The sequence below is a fragment of the Rhodococcus xishaensis genome, from assembly GCF_004011825.1.
In the GTDB taxonomy this organism is placed as follows: domain Bacteria; phylum Actinomycetota; class Actinomycetes; order Mycobacteriales; family Mycobacteriaceae; genus Prescottella; species Prescottella xishaensis.
In genome coordinates, this window is record NZ_RKLO01000006.1 from 50,188 (window position 1) to 66,251 (window position 16,064).

The following is a 16,064-nucleotide window of genomic DNA, read 5'->3' on the forward strand; positions in this document are numbered from 1 at the left end:
CCGGGGCATCGTCGGTTCAAGAACCGTTTTCCATCAGGCGCTGACCCGGCCGGACCAGTTGGCCAACTGCTCGGTGGGTCCGGCCTGCGCAGAGGGAGTGACGACGGGGCCGTACGGCATCTGCCCGCCGCGCGGTTCCGCGGGGATCGCGTGCTGTGCGACGGCGAGTACCGCCTCGGCCAGTTCGGGACGGCTCTCGGCGGGCTGGCCCGTGGCGGTCGCAAGGTCCCAGCCATGCACAAGGGTTTCGATGATGTAGACCCAGATCGCGACCCGGCCGGGGACGGTGCCCCACGGTGCAGTCACTTCGGCGTCCAGTCGGTCGTCGGTCCAAGCAGGCAACATGCGGTCGGTGGCGGACCGATACGCGGCCACAAAGTCGTCGTCGGAGATACCGGTGACGATGGTTGGGGCGGCGGACGGGTCGCCGCCTTCCCCGATGATCCGGGCAATCTCCACGCCGGCCACGTGGTGACCGAGGAGGGCGCGGACGTCGAATTCGGTGCAGGGGGTCGATGCTGTCAGCTGGTCCCGGCGAACACCGGCAATGAGTTCGGTTGCCCAGGCCAGCGCTTCGCGGTAGAGGGGACGTGGATCTGTTGTCGCTTGGGTCATGAGCAAACTATCGGTGCAATACATGACATCTTGTGTCGTGTATTTCTGGCAAACTTTCCTCGTGCGCGCCGACCGTCTGCTCTCGCTCGTTCTGTTGCTTCGCAACCGCGGGCGCATGTCGGCTTCGGCTCTGGCCCGCGAACTCGAGGTATCACCTCGCACTGTGTTGCGTGACATCGATGCGCTGTCGACCGCAGGCATACCCGTCTACGCCGAACGGGGCCGCGATGGCGGATTCGAGCTGTTGCCAGGGTTCACGACCGACCTGACCGGCCTGACCGCCGACGAGGCCAAAGCGCTCATGACGGCGAGTTCGGCCGCGACCTCGGAATCGCTGGGAATGGGGCCGGCCTTCGCATCGGCGATCCGCAAGGTGGTGGCGGCGATACCGCAACCGCATCGCGTGGCTGCGCAGAAGGTTGCAGAGCGGGTACTGGTCACGCAGGGGACCTGGCTGACGGATCCGAAGCCGACCGACCCGTTCCTCGGACTGATCCAGCAAGCGGTGTTCGTGGGCCGACGGCTGAGCATCCTCTACGCGTCGGAGAGTAGCGGCCCCACGTGGCGGATCGTCGACCCTGTCGGACTCATCCATGCATCTGGTCGGTGGTACCTCGTGGCGACGGATGCCGGCAGGGAACGAGCCTATCGAGTGGAGAAGATCGAGGACGTGCGCCAAGTCGATGAAGCGGCGGTGCGCCAGCCCGACGTCGACCTAGGCGCAGTCTGGGAGCGGCTCCGTACTGCGTTCCGGTCGCCGAGAGAACCGCTGGTGGTCGCCGTTCTCGTGCGCGCGGAGCATCGAGAGGAACTTGCCGAGCGAACGCTGGGGGTGTTGTCCGAGTCGCCGTTCGACAGCGAATGGGTGCGCCTCGAGGTGGCGTTCGGCGGCGACTCCCACGCCGGCGAAGTGTTGTGGGCTATGGGGGAGAACGCCAAAGTGTTGGCACCGGAACGCCTGCGGGTCGCGATGGAGTCTCGGGCGCGGCGAATGGCCGATCTCTACGAGTAGGTTCGAGACGTAACCCGAACAACCAGGAGAGGATGTGGCATGCCGACACGTACTGCGCGCACCGCTTGGAATGGAACCCTCGAGAAGGGTTCCGGGCAGGTCGAACTGACCAGCTCAGGAGTCGGAACGTACGAGGTGTCGTTTCCCAAGCGGGCCGCCGAGGACGCCGGCGGAACGACCAGCCCCGAGGAGTTGATCGCGGCCGCCCATTCGTCCTGCTACGCGATGCAGCTGTCGGCGCTGATCGGGGAGGCCGGGGGAACGCCGCAGAGCCTCGACGTCCGTGCCGACGTCTCCCTGGGACCGGACAAGCCGGGCTTCAAGCTCACGGGTATCGCCCTCACCGTTCGGGCGGAGGTCGATGGACTCGATGCCGACGGGTTCGCCCGCGCTGCTCAGGCGGCCAAGGAATCCTGCCCGGTGAGCAAGGCCCTCACCGGTGTCGCCATCACGCTCGACGCCGCGCTCGAGTAGCTTGCGTGGCCGGCCCGATCGGCCTGTGGCTGAGACTCTTTGCTCTGACGTAGCTGACTCCGCGCCGGGTGCGGAACAACGCCGGACCGGCATGTGTTCGAATGTCTCGTGACGATCGAGAGAAACACCGAAGCTCTGCCTGCCGAACTCCCGCCGGGGACGGTCCCGATCGAAGTGTGGTCGGATGTTGCCTGCCCTTGGTGCTACATCGGCAAGCACCGGTTCGCCGCGGCACTCGACGAGTTCCCGCAGCGGGATCGTGTCGCGGTGGTGTGGCGGTCGTACCAGATCGCGCCGGACACACCCGTGGGAGCGCGTCACACCGAACTCGAGGCTCTCGTCGAGCACAAGGGCATGTCGGGCGATCAGGTCCGTCAGATGTTCCGCCACGTCGCCGGCATCGCCGCTGCGGACGGGTTGGTCATGGACTTCGAGAACGCATTCGCGGCGAACACGTTCGACGCGCACCGCCTCCTGCATGTGGCAGGGGAGCGGCAGGAAGCGCTGCTCGAGGCGCTGTTCCGGGCTCACTTCACGGACGGGAAGGTGCTCGACGATCGCGCGGTGCTGGTCGAGATCGCGGTGAGCGTCGGCATGGATGCCGAGGAGGCGGCCGCGGCGCTCGATGGCAATGCCGGCGCGGATTTGGTGCGCGCCGATCTCGAAGCGGCCCGGCAGCTGCGGATCTCGGGCGTGCCGTTCTTCGTCGCGAATCGGAGCCTCGCGGTCTCGGGCGCGCAGCCGAAGGAGGTCTTCACGGAGTTGCTCCGTCAGGCGGTCGAGCAGACCCAGGGCGAAACCGGGGAAAGCAGTGCAGGTCTCGGCGGGAACGCCGAGACCTGCAACTGACCACCCTTACGGTGGCGCGCGATCCGGCCTACCGGATCGCGCGCCGCTGGGCACGTTCGGTGAGGAAGGCGAAGGCCAACCCCAGTCCGAGCCACAGCGCTGTCTGAGTCGCGAACGACGAGATGCGGAACTCCCACAGCAGCGTGGCGGGGAAGTCCTCACCGACCTCGTTGACGCCGGGTAGCGCAACGTAGCCGATCGCGACGACGAGGAGGAACGCTGCGATCGTTCCGATGACCCGGACGGACACCATCTGTTGGTCGGCGAGCCGTCGGACGACGTACACCGCAGCCGCGACCGCAGCCAGGCCGACGATTACCGAAGCTAGCCAAAGCAGGGTCCGCTCGTTCACCGTGTCCGGGTCGCCGACCGCCGGAGGGTTGGCCGGGTACTTGAAGAACGGCACGGCTTGGATTGCGAGCCAACCGCATCCGGCCACCACCGCGGCGAGCAGCGGCATGGGCAACGTGGTCCACCGGCGTGCGTAGTGCACGACGACCGCAAAGATCGCGCCGAGCGCCACCCCGGCGAGGCCGGTGGCGAGGAACAGGCCGGCGCGTTGTCCGGTGCGGCTGACGGTTGCGTCGCCGCCATGTGAATGGCCCCCGGATGCTTCCGTCTCGTCCGTGGCAGCCGCGGTGTGGTCGTGCGCCGCAGTCGAGCTCTCGGCGGCGTGATGATCCGGTGCTGCCCCCATTGACTCCTCGATTTCGATGGCCGCCTCTACGTGCGGCTCACCGAGCGTGAATGCGACGACGCCGCCCAGAAGGCCGGCGATCAGGCCTGCGAGCAGGCCGCGGAGGAGTAGCGTCTTCAGGCTTTCGGTGACTGTTGCTAGTGGCACGGCAGGCCCAGCAGATGGCGACCGTCATGCATGAGCTCGTGCATGAACATGCCACTACGGGAGATTGCGCCCTGGTCGAATCCGACCAAGTAAAGGGCGACCATTGCGAGCAGTACCACTGCCGCGGCGATGAGTGCGACAGCGGCCGACTCGGTCGACTTGTCGGGCGAATAGACGAATGCCATTGGTGCCTCCTGGGATTTCGCGTCCCGCTAGGTCCATGCGATGGCCGGGGTGTCTGGCTCTCGGGGGCAGCCCCCGAACACAGTGGCGCGACCGCTCCGGAATGGCACCGGATTACCGTCGATCCATCGCTCTGTCGAGCGAACTTTGGCACCCTTCAGGTCGTGGTGTCAATTGAGCGGTCAACATCGCCGCGAAATATCCGACGCTTCCGTTCCCTGTCGGGTCGGTGGAAATCAGGCTTCGCCCGTCGCGGTCACGTCGAGCACCACCTCGAACTCGAGCAGCGACGCGCCGGAGGCGACGGGCTTGGCCCGTTCACCGGCGTGGGCCTCGCGGGCCGGCCCGCTCACCCACGCCTGGAACGCCTCCTCGGATTCCCACTGCGTCACAACGAAGTAGCGGTCATCGCCCTTCACCGGACGCAGGAGCTGGAACCCGAGGAATCCGGGGGAGTTCTCGACCGCGTGTGCGCGATTGGCGAACCGCTTCTCGAGTTCGGGGCCCGCGCCCTCGGGAACCTCGATTGCGTTGATCTTCACGACTGCCATGGATGTGAGAGTACTCCTGGGATGCGTGTTCTCCGGGGTGCGCGTGTTCGGCTACCGTCGATTCCGTGTTGCACGACGAGGGTGGGACCGGACGACCGATACTGCTGCTGCACGGGTTGATGGGGAGCGCACGGACGTGGTCGCGGCACGTGTCGTGGCTGCGTGAACACGGCCGCGTCTACACGTTCGACGCGGCTGGACACGGGCGGCCGATCGACAGTCTTCCGACGACCGAGCTGTTCGTCGAAGACCTCGCTGAGGCGCTCGACGGGCTCGACGAGCCGCTCGCCGTGATCGGGCACTCAATGGGTGCCCTGCACGCGTGGTGTTTCGCGGCCGCCTATCCGGACCGGGTCCGGGCACTCGTGCTCGAGGACATGGCACCCGACTTCCGCGGTCGCACCGCAGAGGACTGGGCAGCAATGATTTCCGCTTGGCCGCAGCCGTTTCCCACCGAGGAGTCGGTACTCGAGTACTTCGGTGAGGTTGCCGGTCGCTACTTCCTCGACTCGTTCGAACAGCGCGCCGACGGCTGGTACCTGCACGGCGACGTCGAGACGTTCCGCGACATCTCGGAGGAGTGGGGAACCCGCGACTTCTGGGCACAGTGGGACGCCGTCCGCGCGCCTGCGCTGCTCATCGAAGGCGAGTTCACGATCACCCCGGAGGGGCAGATGCGCCGCATGCTCGAAGGCCACGACGCCCGCTACGTGTGGGTGGCCCAGGCCGGGCATCTCGTCCACGACGACCAGCCCGAGCGGTACCGCGACGCTGTCGAGGAGTTCCTCGAATCCCTCGAATGACGGGCGCCTCTCTCGAATGACTGGCGTCAGCTGCCTTCTCCGGCGAGTGCGAACAGGCCGTCCTCGGTCTGCTCGATCAACCCGTCGACCAGCAGTGAGTCCAGTGCCCGGTCCCGCTGGCCGGGGTCGCTGAGCCACACGAGGTCGAGCCGTTCGCGCTCGACGGGGTGTTTGCTGCCTCGCAGCACATCCAGGAGCTTCCCGCGGACTTGACGATCGGTTCCGGCGAACTTCTGCACCTTGCGCGGCTCACCCACGAACGCGGGTCGGCCCGCCTCCACCCAGGCGCAGCGAGTCAGCGGGCAACCGTCGCAGTCCGGGGTCCGGGCGGTGCAGACAGTCGCCCCGAGTTCCATCAACGCCGCCGAGAATCGGGCCGCCCGCTCCCGGGTGCGAGGAAGCAGCGCGTCGACGTCGGCCATGTCGCGCTTGGCCGAAGGGTTGCCCTGATCGGCACGGCCGTGGACGGCGCGGGCGACGACACGTCGAACATTGGTATCCACCACGGGGACTCGCTGCCCATACGCGAAGCATGCGACCGCGCGGGCGGTGTAGTCGCCGATGCCGGGCAGGCGGAGCAGCACGTCGATGTCGGTCGGGACCTCGTCACCGTGCTCGGCGGCCAGCACCGCCGCGCACTCGTGTAGGCGCAGGGCGCGTCGCGGGTACCCCAGTTTGCCCCAAGCCCGTAGGACGTCGGCCTGGCTCGACGCTGCCATCAGTGACGGCACCGGCCAGCGGCGCACCCAATCTCCCCAGACCGGGGCGACGCGGGCGACGGGGGTCTGTTGCAGCATGACTTCGCTCATCAGGATCTGCCAAGCCGTCACACCCTCGCGGCGCCACGGCAGATCCCTGGCCTGCTCCTCGTACCACGGAAGCAGCGCCGAACTGTCCACCGACATCGACACGCTCACCCTTCCCTGCATCCGGCACGGGCATGCGCCGCCCGATTTGCGGTGTCCGACGAGACGGCGAAGGCCTGGGCGTGCACAATTGCCCCATGCCTGATTCCAACCCGATCTCCGCTTGGAAAGCCCTCAAGCAGGGTAACGAGCGTTTCGTCAGTGGTACCCCGCTGCACCCGAGCCAGGGTAGCGCCGACCGCGCGAAGCTGGTCGACGGCCAGCACCCGACTGCCGCGGTCTTCGGCTGCGGCGACTCCCGAACCGCAGCCGAGATCATCTTCGACCAGGGTCTCGGCGACATGTTCGTCGTCCGTACCGCCGGTCACGTGATCGACAGCGCGGTACTCGGTTCCCTCGAGTACGCCGTCGGAGTCCTAGGCGTCCCGCTGGTCGTCGTGTTCGGTCACGAAAGCTGCGGCGCCGTCAAGGCAACGATCGACGCACTCGACAACGGAACCGTCCCACCCGGCTTCATCCGTGACGTCGTCGAGCGCGTCTCGCCGTCGATCCTGGCGGGCCGTCGCGAGGGTCTTACAACCGTCGACGAACTCGAAGGCCGGCACGTCGTAGAGACCGGTTCGCTGCTGATGCAGCGGTCGCGGATCATCTCTGAGGCAGTCGAGGCCGGCAGGTGCGCGATCGTGGGCGTCACCTACAAGTTGGCCGACGGCGATATCAAGCTGCAGAGCACCGTCGGCGACGTCGGCGACGGGGTCGGCTGAGCCCCCGCCGTCTGGGCGCCCGGCCACCCGAGTCGAACCGTGTCGCCCGGCCGCACCGAGTCGAAGCTGACCGTGCGAGCCGGGCGACACGCCGGGACCCCTGAGGCAAGCGCCAGTGGTATGGAACTACCGTTGATTCGTGTTTCAACCGACCGGCCCGCTGCCCCCCGAGGTCTACTGGCGTCGGCGCCTGGTCGCTCTCGGCGTGCTCGTCGTGGTGATCGCGCTGATCGTCTGGATCATCTCAGCAGTCACCGGCGGGGGCTCCTCGGAACCGGCGGCTGCGGCTGACACAGCCGAACCCACCGAGGCCAGTACCCCGACCGAGTCATCGGATGCGACGGAGGCTTCGGAGGCCGCCGCTCCCGAACCAATAGATGCCGCGCCCGTCTACTGCGAGGACCAGTCCTTGGCGATCAAGGCGACACCCGACCTGCCCCAGTACTCGGTAGGCCAGGAGCCAAGCTTCACAATCGCGATCACCAACATCGGCACCGCCAAGTGTGAACGCGACCTCGGTTCGGGTCTGCAACAGGTGCTCGTGTACACCCTCGACGGGAACGAGCGGTTGTGGTCGAACACCGACTGCTACCCGTACGGCGAGCCGGGGGTGGAGGTCCTCGAGCCGGGTGGGCAGAGGTTCTTCACGATCAGGTGGTCGGGTACGACGTCGGACCCGGGCTGCCTTACTACGCGCAACCAGGTTCAACCCGGCGCCTACACACTGGTCGCCCAGCTTGGTGAGCTGCGCAGTTCCCCGGAGCCCTTCAACCTCGTCTGACGATCGGCTCGGGTTCGCTACTCGTAGGGGCCGGTGATCGAAGCCTCCGCGAGACGGGAGAGCCCCTCGCGGATGTGCCGCGCCCAAAGACCCCCGATGCCGTCCACCGACTGCAGGTCCGCGGAGGTGGCTGCGAGCAACGCTTGCAGTGTGCCGAACGAGCTCACCAGCCGGTTGATCTGCACGAACTGCAGTCGCGGAACCCGGGTCAGGATCCGGTAGCCGCGGGGGCTCATCGGTGCGTCGAGCGCCTCGATGGTGTCGGGGTATCCGAACGTGCTTGCCAGGATCGTCAGGTTCAGCAGGTCGACGTCGGTGAGCTTGTCGAGCGAGGTGAGGGTGTTCTCGACCGCCTCCGTCGCCGCCGGCTCGGGCCCCGCCAGGTAGTCGCGAACCATGAGGTTGCGGACAGCGTCGTTGTCGCCGACCAGTTCTTCGCGCTGCAACGCTAGCTGCCGACCGTCGGTGCCGAGCTCGAGCACGTCCTGCTCGATCTCGGCGGACGTGCGCCGCACCATCTCGAGCCGCTGCACGACGGTGAGCGCGTCACGCAGCGTCACGAAGTCCTCGATCTCGACGACCGAGAGCCGTCGCGTCTCCTCGTCGAGGCGCGCCTTGTACCGCTCGAGCGTCGCAACGGCCTGGTTCGCCCGCGACAGGATGGTTTCCGACGGCTTGATGACGTGACGGATCCCCCTGACGTACACACTCACGATGCTCATCGACTGGCTCACCGACACGACCGGGTAGCCGGTCTGGATCGCCGTGCGTTCGGCGGCACGGTGTCGGGTGCCGGACTCCACGGTCGGGATCTTGTGGTCGGGCACCAACTGCACATTGGCGCGCAGGATGCGGGTGCCATCGGTAGAGAGCACGACGGCACCGTCCATCTTGGACAACTCGCGCAGACGGGTCGGCGCGAACTCGACGTTCAGCTCGAATCCGCCGTCGCACAGGGCTTCTACCTGTTCGTCGTACCCGAGGACGATCAGTGCACCCGTGCGGCCACGGAGGATGCGTTCGAGCGCGTCACGCAGGCTGGTTCCGGGAGCTAGGCGGGCGATGGTGCCGCGGAGCACAGCCTCTGGCGTGGCATCGTTCATCGCGGGATCCCCCTGGTGCGGTTGTGCTTGGCAGTCTGCACTTCGAATTCGATCCGCGTGATCCGACTGAGTTCGACGTCACATCTGGCCGAGCCGTGTTCGGGCCGCGGTCTGGACGGCTCTACATTACCTAGTTGTGAGCAGTACTTGGACCTTGCCCGATGACCTCGTCAAGCCGGAAGTGCCGGACTTTTTCCCGGCTCCCGGCGACCCGCTACCCCAGCACTGGTCGAAGTGTTTCGGTTGCGGTGACGACCAGCCCGCCGGCATGGCGATGAGCTTCACCGCCGGCGAGAACTGCTCCGTGACGGGTCGACTGGAGGTCGCCAAGCGATACCAGGGCGGTCCGGGCGTGATCCACGGCGGCATTCTCTCGTCCGCGTTCGACGAGGTGCAGGGCACGGCGTGCATGATTCTCGCCGTCCCGGTCGTGACCGCACACCTCGAGGTCGACTTCGCCCGTCCCATCCCGCTCGGCGCGGTGCTCGAGTTCCGGGCGCGTCTCGAAGGCACGGTCCGCCGCAAGGTGTACACCTCCTCGGAGGCGTACATCGTCGAGGGGCCAGGCGCCGACCCCAACACCCCGGTCGCGACGTCACGGGGCCTGTTCCTGACGGTCTCGTCCGAGCACTTCGCGCCGACCGCGGCTTTCGTCGACGGGGTCCCGACGTCGCCGTTCGAAACCTCCGCGGTCTGATATTCAGCGAAGGCGCAACGCTCGCAAGGCGTCACCTACGTTCGAGACTTCGACGGGGCGGATGCCCTTCGGGAGGTCTCCGGAATCGACGGGTACCACCGCGCGGGTGAATCCCATCCGCGCGGCCTCCGCGAGCCTGCGGCCGACACCGGTGACTCGGCGGACTTCGCCGGCCAGTCCCACCTCGCCGAGCACGATCGTGCCGGCGGGGATCGGCCGGTCCTTGCCGGCCGAGGCGACCGCGATGGCCAGCGCGAGGTCACACGACGGGTCGGTCATCCGCATCCCGCCGACGGTCGCGGCGTAGACCTCCCGGTCGGACAGCTTGATGCCGTGGCGTCGTTCCAAGACCGCCAACACCATCGACACCCGGGCCGAGTCGAGCCCACTCACTGCGCGACGGGGCGAAGGGTTGTGGGTGGGGGCGACCAGCGCCTGTACCTCGCCGAGCAGCGGACGTTTCCCGTCCATCGTGACGGTGACAGCGGTGCCGGACACCTCGTCGGCTTGATGATGGAGAAAGAGTCCGGACGGGTCGCTGACTCCGGCGATGCCGTCCTCGCGTAGTTCGAAGCAGCCCACCTCGTCGGCCGCGCCGAACCGGTTCTTGATGCCGCGGATCATCCGAAGCGTTGAGTGCCGGTCGCCCTCGAAGTGCAGCACGACGTCCACGAGATGTTCGAGCGAGCGAGGGCCGGCGACCGCGCCGTCCTTGGTGACATGGCCGATCAGCAACACGGGAATGCCGCTGGCCTTCGCGAGCGACGTCAGCGCACTGGTAATGGCCCGCACCTGCGTAACGCCGCCGACGACGCCCTCGACGTCGGCGGCGAGCATCGTCTGCACCGAGTCGACGATCAGCAGTGTGGGGCGGACCTGCTCGATGTGGCCCAGTACCGTCGCGAGATCGGATTCGGCCGCAAGGTATACCCGCTCATGCACCGCGCCGGTGCGATCCGCCCGCAGTCGTACCTGACCGGCCGACTCCTCGCCGGTCACGTACAGAGCTCGGTCGTCGGGCCCACGCGACGCCCACCGGCGGACGACCTCGAGCAGCAATGTCGACTTCCCGACGCCGGGCTCACCGGCGAGCAGCACCACCGAACCGGGGACGACGCCACCACCGAGCACCCGATCGAGTTCGTCGACACCAGTGGGCTTGGCGCGGGTGGCCGTGCCGTCGATCTCGGTAATCGGCGCCGCTGGTGTGGTCGGCAAGAGCGCCGCGGCGCCGCTGCGGGCCAGCGAAACGCCGGGACGGGCCGCCACCGCCGCGAGAGCGGGCGCCTCGTCCATCGAACCCCAGGTGCCGCACTCGGGGCAGCGGCCCACCCACTTCGCGACCGTGTGCTGGCATGACGAACACCGGAAGCTCGACTTCGCTCTTGCCACGCCGGCAGCCTAGTGGGATCACCCGACACCAGACGGTATCCACGCCCGCTCGGTTCTGAAGGCAACCCGACGAAACAGATGATCCCAGGTGACAGAGTCACCTGGGATCATCTGGAAGCGCTGCGGAGAATCCAGGCTGCGGAGAATTCAGTGGGTCAGTGGGCACCTTCGGTCACCACGTCGGGGGACAACTCCGACTCGTGACGCTCGGTGGTGGGGCCGGCATCGACCGGAACCTGCACGACGACGTCGCCGGCGTTCTGGAACGTGAAGGTCACCGGGAAGGTCAGGCCCGGTCGGACGCCCTCCGTGATGTCTTCGAGGGTGACGTCGATCAGGCTCAGGGTCTCGGGGGCCTCCTCGGGAACCGTGATGTCCGGATTGCCAGCACCGAGGGAGGTCTGGGGCCTGATCTCGAGGGTGCCGTCGAGCTCGTCGACGGTGACGGAACCGGCGAAGTCGGTCTGGATGGCCGTCAGCTGGTCGGTCTGGTGCTCGCTGAGGTTGATTGCGGTGAACGCGAGCTGGACGTCGCCGCCGGGCTCGAGGCTGTACTCCTCGGAGTTGGGGTAGACGACGTGCACGTTGCGCAGTGCGATGTTGTCGGCATCGGCCTTGTTGCCGTTCACGGCTGCGACCTGGGTGGCCGTCTGAGAGATCTGACCTGCGCCGCACGCGGACAGCACCAGCGTCGCGCCGGCAGCGAGAGCGACGGCGGTGGCGACTCGACGAGTAGGCGACGCCTTGAGAGCAGTCACGGGTTGTCCTCCATGGGTCAGTTTCACATCCACTAGGCAGAGTAGTAGTCAGCCTCGACCGGTAGTTCGGTGGGTACTCGTAACGACCTCGTGACGGGTCCACAGCAGAGCCTGCGTCGGTCCCCGAAGGTGCCCAGGCGTTCCCGATCCGGCACTTCGGACGGTCGGAAATGCACGATTGAGGCCTCCTGTCAAGCCCTAAGATCAGGCAAGGAAGCCCCTGACCTGCACCGTTGATGAGCCGATCCTTTGGTCACGTGTTAAACTCGGAAGATCGAAAGGGGCACGGGACAGATGATTTTTAAGGTCGGAGACACCGTCGTATACCCCCATCACGGAGCGGCGCTGATCGAGGCGATCGAAACCCGCACCATCAAGGGTGAACAGAAGGAATACCTCGTTCTCAAAGTCGCTCAAGGCGATCTCACCGTCCGCGTTCCCGCGGAAAACGCCGAGTACGTCGGCGTGCGTGACGTGGTCGGCCAGGAAGGGCTCGACAGAGTGTTCCAGGTGCTTCGTGCGCCGCACACCGAGGAGCCGACGAACTGGTCTCGCCGCTACAAGGCGAACCTGGAGAAGCTCGCGTCGGGTGATGTGAACAAGGTTGCCGAGGTCGTGCGCGACCTGTGGCGGCGTGAGCAGGACCGTGGGCTGTCCGCGGGCGAGAAGCGGATGCTGGCTAAGGCCCGGCAGATCCTCGTGGGTGAGCTCGCGTTGGCGGAAGGAACCGACGACGCCAAGGCCGAGACCATTCTCGACGAGGTTCTGGCCGCAGCCTCCTGACGGTGAGCGAGAATCGAGGGCCGGTCGTTGCACTGGTCCCGGCCGCCGGACGCGGAGTTCGGCTTGGTGAATCGATTCCGAAAGCCTTCGTCGAACTGGCCGGTCGAAGCATGCTTTGTCGGGCCGTCGACGGCCTGCTCGAATCCGGGGTCGTGGACACGGTCGTAGTGATCGTGCCCGAGGAACTGGTCGATCGTGCGCGGGCGGATCTACCCGACAGCGTTGTGGTCGTCGCCGGCGGGGATGAGCGGGCCGATTCGGTTCGCGCCGGACTCGCTGCGGCGACCGACGCCGAACTAGTGCTGGTGCACGACGCGGCTCGAGCGCTCACGCCACCGTCGCTGATCGCGCGTGTCGTCGCCGAACTGCACGCGGGCCGCACCGCGGTGATCCCGGTGCTGCCGGTCAGCGACACCATCAAGACGGTCGACGTGCTCGGCACCGTAACGGGCACACCACCGCGTTCGGAGCTGCGAGCGGTCCAGACGCCGCAGGGCTTCGACGCGAACCTACTCCGCCGCGCCTACCGCGACGTCGACGGTGACGCGACCGACGACGCGGGACTTGTCGAACGGCTGGGCGAGCGGGTACGCACCATCGTCGGTGAACCCCAGGCATTCAAGATCACGACACCGTGGGATCTCGCTTTGGCCCGGGCTCTGCTCGGGCAGGCCTGAACCGCGAAACTCCGGGCAGTCCTCGAGCAAGGGAGCTTCACGCGTGCGAGTAGGAATCGGCACCGACGTTCATCCCGTCGAACCCGGCCGCCCGTGCTGGATGGCGGGTCTGTTGTTCGAAGACGCGGACGGTTGCGCCGGACACTCCGACGGCGACGTCGCGGCACACGCGCTGTGTGATGCCCTGCTGTCGGCCGCGGGACTCGGTGACCTCGGCTCGGTGTTCGGCACCGGCCGACCCGAGTGGGACGGCGTCAGCGGTGCGCGGATGCTTGCCGAGGTTCGGCGGCTGCTCGAGGACGCCGGCTACGTCGTGGGTAACGCGGCGGTGCAGATCATCGGCAACAGTCCCAAGATCGGCCCGCGTCGCGAGGAAGCCCAGCGCGTGCTCGGCGACGTCCTGGGTGCACCCGTGTCGGTATCTGCGACGACCACCGACGGACTCGGACTCACCGGTCGCGGTGAGGGCGTCGCCGCGATGGCGACCGCGCTGGTCATCCCCACCGATAGCGCCCGGTAGAATCGCACGTCGTGACCCTGCGCCTATACGACACCGTGACACGGGCTTTGCGCGACTTCGTTCCGCTGACCCCCGGGCATGCGTCGGTGTACCTGTGCGGCGCCACCGTTCAGGGCGAGCCCCACATCGGGCACGTCCGCAGCGGCGTCGCGTTCGACGTCCTCCGGCGCTGGCTGCTTGCGCACGACTACGACGTGGCTTTCGTGCGCAACGTCACCGACATCGACGACAAGATCCTGAACAAGGCCGCCGAGGCCGGTCGCCCATGGTGGGAGTGGGCCGCGACCTACGAGCGGTCGTTCGACTGGGCCTACCTACAGCTCGGGGTGCTGCCGCCGTCGGCGGAACCGCGCGCGACCGGCCACATCACGCAAATGGTCGACATGATGCAGCGCCTCGTCGACAACGGTCACGCGTACGCGGCGCAGGGTGACGTGTACTTCGACGTCGCGAGCTTCCCCGACTACGGCAAGCTGTCGGGACACAAGCTCGACGACGTGCATCAGGGTGAGAGCGAGGCCGCAGGCAAGCGTGACCCGCGGGACTTTACGTTGTGGAAGGCCGCGAAGCCGGGGGAGCCGTCGTGGCCGACGCCGTGGGGGCCAGGACGGCCGGGATGGCACCTCGAGTGCTCAGCTATGGCCGTGTTCTACCTTGGGCGGGAGTTCGATATTCATTGCGGTGGAATGGATCTGGTATTCCCGCATCACGAGAACGAGATCGCGCAGGCGAAGTGCGCCGGCGACGGCTTCGCACGGTACTGGCTGCACAACGGCTGGGTCACGAAGTCCGGCGAGAAGATGTCGAAATCGTTGGGCAACGTACTCTCGGTGCCCAATGTGCTGAAACTTGTTCGCCCGCAGGAACTTCGGTACTACCTCGGCAGCGCCCACTACCGATCGATGCTCGAGTACTCCGAGGAGGCGCTGCAGGAAGCCGCGATCGCGTACCGCCGTTGCGAGTCCTTCGTGATGCGCACGGTCGAACGCGCCGGTGAGGTCCATGTCGGAAAGTGGACCGAGCAGTTCGCGGCTGTGCTCGACGACGACCTGAACGTGCCCGCGGCGCTCGCGGAAATTCACGGACGGGTGCGCGAAGGCAACATCGCACTCGAATCGGGCGATTCGGAGGGCGCGCGAGCACTAGCAGCGCAGGTGCGGGCGATGCTCGGGATTCTCGGTATGGATCCGCTCGACCCGCATTGGACCGAGGCGACGGACAGCTCGGCGGCCATGGGCGCCCTCGACGTGCTCGTGCAGGCCGAACTCGACCGGCGTCAGCAGGCCCGGGCGGACAAGAACTGGGCGTTGGCCGACGAGGTCCGGGACCGGTTGGCAGCGGCGGGCATCGCCGTGACCGATACCCCGAGTGGGCCCGAGTGGTCGCTCGAACGATCTTCTTCCAACGAATCGGGTACGTGATGGCAGGCAATTCGAGTAGGCGTGGTGCGGTCCGGAAGGGCGGGACCAAGAAGGGCCAGGTCGTCGGGTCCGGTGGCAAGCGCCGTAAGGGCCTCGAGGGGCGTGGCGCCACGCCTCCCGCCGAGGCACGGACCAAGCATCCCGCAGGCAAGAGGGCTCGCGCATCCGCGAGGGCCGCGGAACAACGCCAGGCCCAGCGCGTCGCGGCGATTCGCCGAGCCGAGGACGCCCCGGAAACGGTGCTCGGACGCAATCCCGTCGTCGAGTGTCTGCGCGCGGGTGTGCCGGCGACCGTGCTGTACGTGGCGGTGGGTGCCGAGACCGACGATCGGCTCAAGGAAGCGGTACAGCGCGCCGCCGACACCGGCATCTCCATCCTCGAAGTACCGCGGACCGATCTGGACCGGATGAGCTCGAACGGGATGCACCAGGGCATCGCACTCCAGGTGCCGCCGTACAGGTACGCACACCCGGACGATCTGCTCACCCGGGTCCGCTCCGACCAGGAACCGGCGTTGCTGGTCGCGCTCGACAACATCACCGATCCTCGCAACCTCGGTGCCGTGGTGCGTTCGGTGGCTGCTTTCGGTGGTCACGGCGTCGTCATTCCGCAGCGTCGCAGCGCGAGCGTCTCGGCGGTCGCGTGGCGTACCAGCGCCGGTGCGGCGGCCCGAATGCCCGTCGCACGAGCCACGAATCTGACTCGTACGCTTAAGGATTGGCAGGCCAAGGGCATCCAGGTCGTGGGCCTCGACGCGGGCGGCGACACGAGTCTCGACAACTACGACGGCACCGACCCGGTCGTGATCGTCGTCGGCTCCGAGGGCAAGGGTCTTTCTCGGCTTGTTCGCGAAACGTGCGACACGATCCTCAGCATCCCGATGGCCGGTGAGGTCGAGTCGCTCAACGCATCCGTCGCCGCCGGTGTGGTGCTGTCCGAGATCGCCCGGCAACGCCGCGGCTGACCGTGC

Annotated in this window: 20 protein-coding genes; 12 read left to right on the top strand and 8 right to left on the bottom strand. The window is 67.2% G+C overall.

The features are described 5' to 3' along the window. Positions 1–33: 33 nt before the first annotated feature. Positions 34–639, bottom strand: a complete 606-nt coding sequence (locus tag EGT50_RS14420) for a TIGR03086 family metal-binding protein (protein ID WP_408014645.1) — start codon at positions 637–639, stop codon at positions 34–36. Between EGT50_RS14420 and EGT50_RS14425 the strand changes: the two genes are divergently transcribed. The 3 genes from EGT50_RS14425 (at position 614) to EGT50_RS14435 (ending at position 2,950) form a co-directional block, all read left to right on the top strand. Further along, positions 614–1,627: a helix-turn-helix transcriptional regulator gene (locus tag EGT50_RS14425; RefSeq protein ID WP_456238951.1), complete on the top strand. Its 1,014-nt coding sequence runs from the start codon at positions 614–616 to the stop codon at positions 1,625–1,627. The two genes, EGT50_RS14420 and EGT50_RS14425, sit on opposite strands and share 26 nt — an antisense overlap. A 39-nt stretch (positions 1,628–1,666) precedes the next feature. Further along, a complete protein-coding gene (locus EGT50_RS14430; RefSeq protein WP_127955363.1) occupies positions 1,667–2,101 on the top strand; it encodes an OsmC family protein in 435 nt (144 codons plus the stop codon). Between the two features lie 108 nt (positions 2,102–2,209). Further along, positions 2,210–2,950, top strand: a complete 741-nt coding sequence (locus EGT50_RS14435) for a DsbA family oxidoreductase (RefSeq protein ID WP_235870767.1) — start codon at positions 2,210–2,212, stop codon at positions 2,948–2,950. 28 nt (positions 2,951–2,978) lie between these two features. Here EGT50_RS14435 and EGT50_RS14440 read toward each other — a convergent pair whose 3' ends face one another. From EGT50_RS14440 to mhuD, 3 genes are all read right to left on the bottom strand, one after another. Then, on the bottom strand, positions 2,979–3,794 hold the full coding sequence (locus EGT50_RS14440) for a CbtA family protein (RefSeq protein ID WP_127955365.1): 816 nt from the start codon (positions 3,792–3,794) through the stop codon (positions 2,979–2,981). After that, positions 3,785–3,979: a CbtB domain-containing protein gene (locus EGT50_RS14445; protein ID WP_127955366.1), complete on the bottom strand. Its 195-nt coding sequence runs from the start codon at positions 3,977–3,979 to the stop codon at positions 3,785–3,787. Before EGT50_RS14445 ends, EGT50_RS14440 begins: the two co-directional genes overlap by 10 nt. 234 nt (positions 3,980–4,213) lie before the next feature. After that, the gene (mhuD, locus tag EGT50_RS14450) at positions 4,214–4,528 is read right to left on the bottom strand and encodes a mycobilin-forming heme oxygenase MhuD (protein ID WP_127955367.1); all 315 of its coding nucleotides are present in this window, start codon (positions 4,526–4,528) and stop codon (positions 4,214–4,216) included. Positions 4,529–4,593: 65 nt separating this feature from the next. Here mhuD and EGT50_RS14455 point away from each other — a divergent pair, with 65 nt between their 5' ends. Beyond that, positions 4,594–5,331, top strand: coding sequence for an alpha/beta fold hydrolase (locus tag EGT50_RS14455; RefSeq protein WP_127955368.1), 738 nt, complete (start codon positions 4,594–4,596; stop codon positions 5,329–5,331). Between the two features lie 26 nt (positions 5,332–5,357). Here the strand turns inward: EGT50_RS14455 and EGT50_RS14460 are convergent, their stop codons facing one another. After that, on the bottom strand, positions 5,358–6,236 hold the full coding sequence (locus EGT50_RS14460; RefSeq protein WP_127955369.1) for an HhH-GPD family protein: 879 nt from the start codon (positions 6,234–6,236) through the stop codon (positions 5,358–5,360). Between the two features lie 98 nt (positions 6,237–6,334). On the opposite strand from EGT50_RS14460, the gene EGT50_RS14465 reads away from it, so the two are divergent. Together EGT50_RS14465 and EGT50_RS14470 are read left to right on the top strand one after the other, a co-directional pair. Continuing rightward, entirely contained in the window at positions 6,335–6,961 is a 627-nt protein-coding gene (locus tag EGT50_RS14465) for a carbonic anhydrase (RefSeq protein WP_127955370.1), read from the top strand. Between the two features lie 139 nt (positions 6,962–7,100). After that, positions 7,101–7,742, top strand: a complete 642-nt coding sequence (locus EGT50_RS14470; protein WP_127955371.1) for a hypothetical protein — start codon at positions 7,101–7,103, stop codon at positions 7,740–7,742. Between the two features lie 17 nt (positions 7,743–7,759). Here the strand turns inward: EGT50_RS14470 and disA are convergent, their stop codons facing one another. Next, entirely contained in the window at positions 7,760–8,845 is a 1,086-nt protein-coding gene (gene disA, locus EGT50_RS14475; protein ID WP_127955372.1) for a DNA integrity scanning diadenylate cyclase DisA, read from the bottom strand. Positions 8,846–8,981: 136 nt separating this feature from the next. Here disA and EGT50_RS14480 point away from each other — a divergent pair, with 136 nt between their 5' ends. Continuing rightward, positions 8,982–9,542 carry a PaaI family thioesterase gene (locus EGT50_RS14480; RefSeq protein WP_127955373.1) on the top strand — a complete coding sequence of 187 codons (561 nt, stop codon included), beginning with the start codon at positions 8,982–8,984 and terminating at the stop codon, positions 9,540–9,542. Between the two features lie 3 nt (positions 9,543–9,545). On the opposite strand, the gene radA is transcribed toward EGT50_RS14480, so the two are convergent. Beyond that, positions 9,546–10,934 (bottom strand): DNA repair protein RadA, encoded by a 1,389-nt coding sequence (gene radA / locus EGT50_RS14485; protein WP_127955374.1) that lies wholly within the window; start codon positions 10,932–10,934, stop codon positions 9,546–9,548. Between the two features lie 155 nt (positions 10,935–11,089). Continuing rightward, a complete protein-coding gene (locus EGT50_RS14490; RefSeq protein WP_127955375.1) occupies positions 11,090–11,692 on the bottom strand; it encodes a copper chaperone PCu(A)C in 603 nt (200 codons plus the stop codon). A 294-nt stretch (positions 11,693–11,986) separates the two neighbouring features. Between EGT50_RS14490 and carD the strand changes: the two genes are divergently transcribed. Genes carD through rlmB form a run of 5 tightly spaced genes read left to right on the top strand, consistent with a single transcriptional unit; the run spans position 11,987 to position 16,058 of the window. After that, positions 11,987–12,475 (top strand): RNA polymerase-binding transcription factor CarD, encoded by a 489-nt coding sequence (gene carD / locus EGT50_RS14495; protein ID WP_127955376.1) that lies wholly within the window; start codon positions 11,987–11,989, stop codon positions 12,473–12,475. A gap of 2 nt (positions 12,476–12,477) precedes the next feature. Continuing rightward, positions 12,478–13,152, top strand: a complete 675-nt coding sequence (ispD, locus tag EGT50_RS14500) for a 2-C-methyl-D-erythritol 4-phosphate cytidylyltransferase (RefSeq protein ID WP_127955377.1) — start codon at positions 12,478–12,480, stop codon at positions 13,150–13,152. Between the two features lie 43 nt (positions 13,153–13,195). After that, a complete protein-coding gene (ispF, locus tag EGT50_RS14505; RefSeq protein WP_127955378.1) occupies positions 13,196–13,672 on the top strand; it encodes a 2-C-methyl-D-erythritol 2,4-cyclodiphosphate synthase in 477 nt (158 codons plus the stop codon). Between the two features lie 11 nt (positions 13,673–13,683). After that, the gene (cysS, locus tag EGT50_RS14510) at positions 13,684–15,093 is read left to right on the top strand and encodes a cysteine--tRNA ligase (protein WP_127955379.1); all 1,410 of its coding nucleotides are present in this window, start codon (positions 13,684–13,686) and stop codon (positions 15,091–15,093) included. After that, the gene (gene rlmB, locus EGT50_RS14515) at positions 15,093–16,058 is read left to right on the top strand and encodes a 23S rRNA (guanosine(2251)-2'-O)-methyltransferase RlmB (protein ID WP_127955380.1); all 966 of its coding nucleotides are present in this window, start codon (positions 15,093–15,095) and stop codon (positions 16,056–16,058) included. The genes cysS and rlmB overlap by 1 nt, the downstream gene beginning before the upstream one ends. The last annotated feature ends 6 nt before the right edge of the window (positions 16,059–16,064 follow it).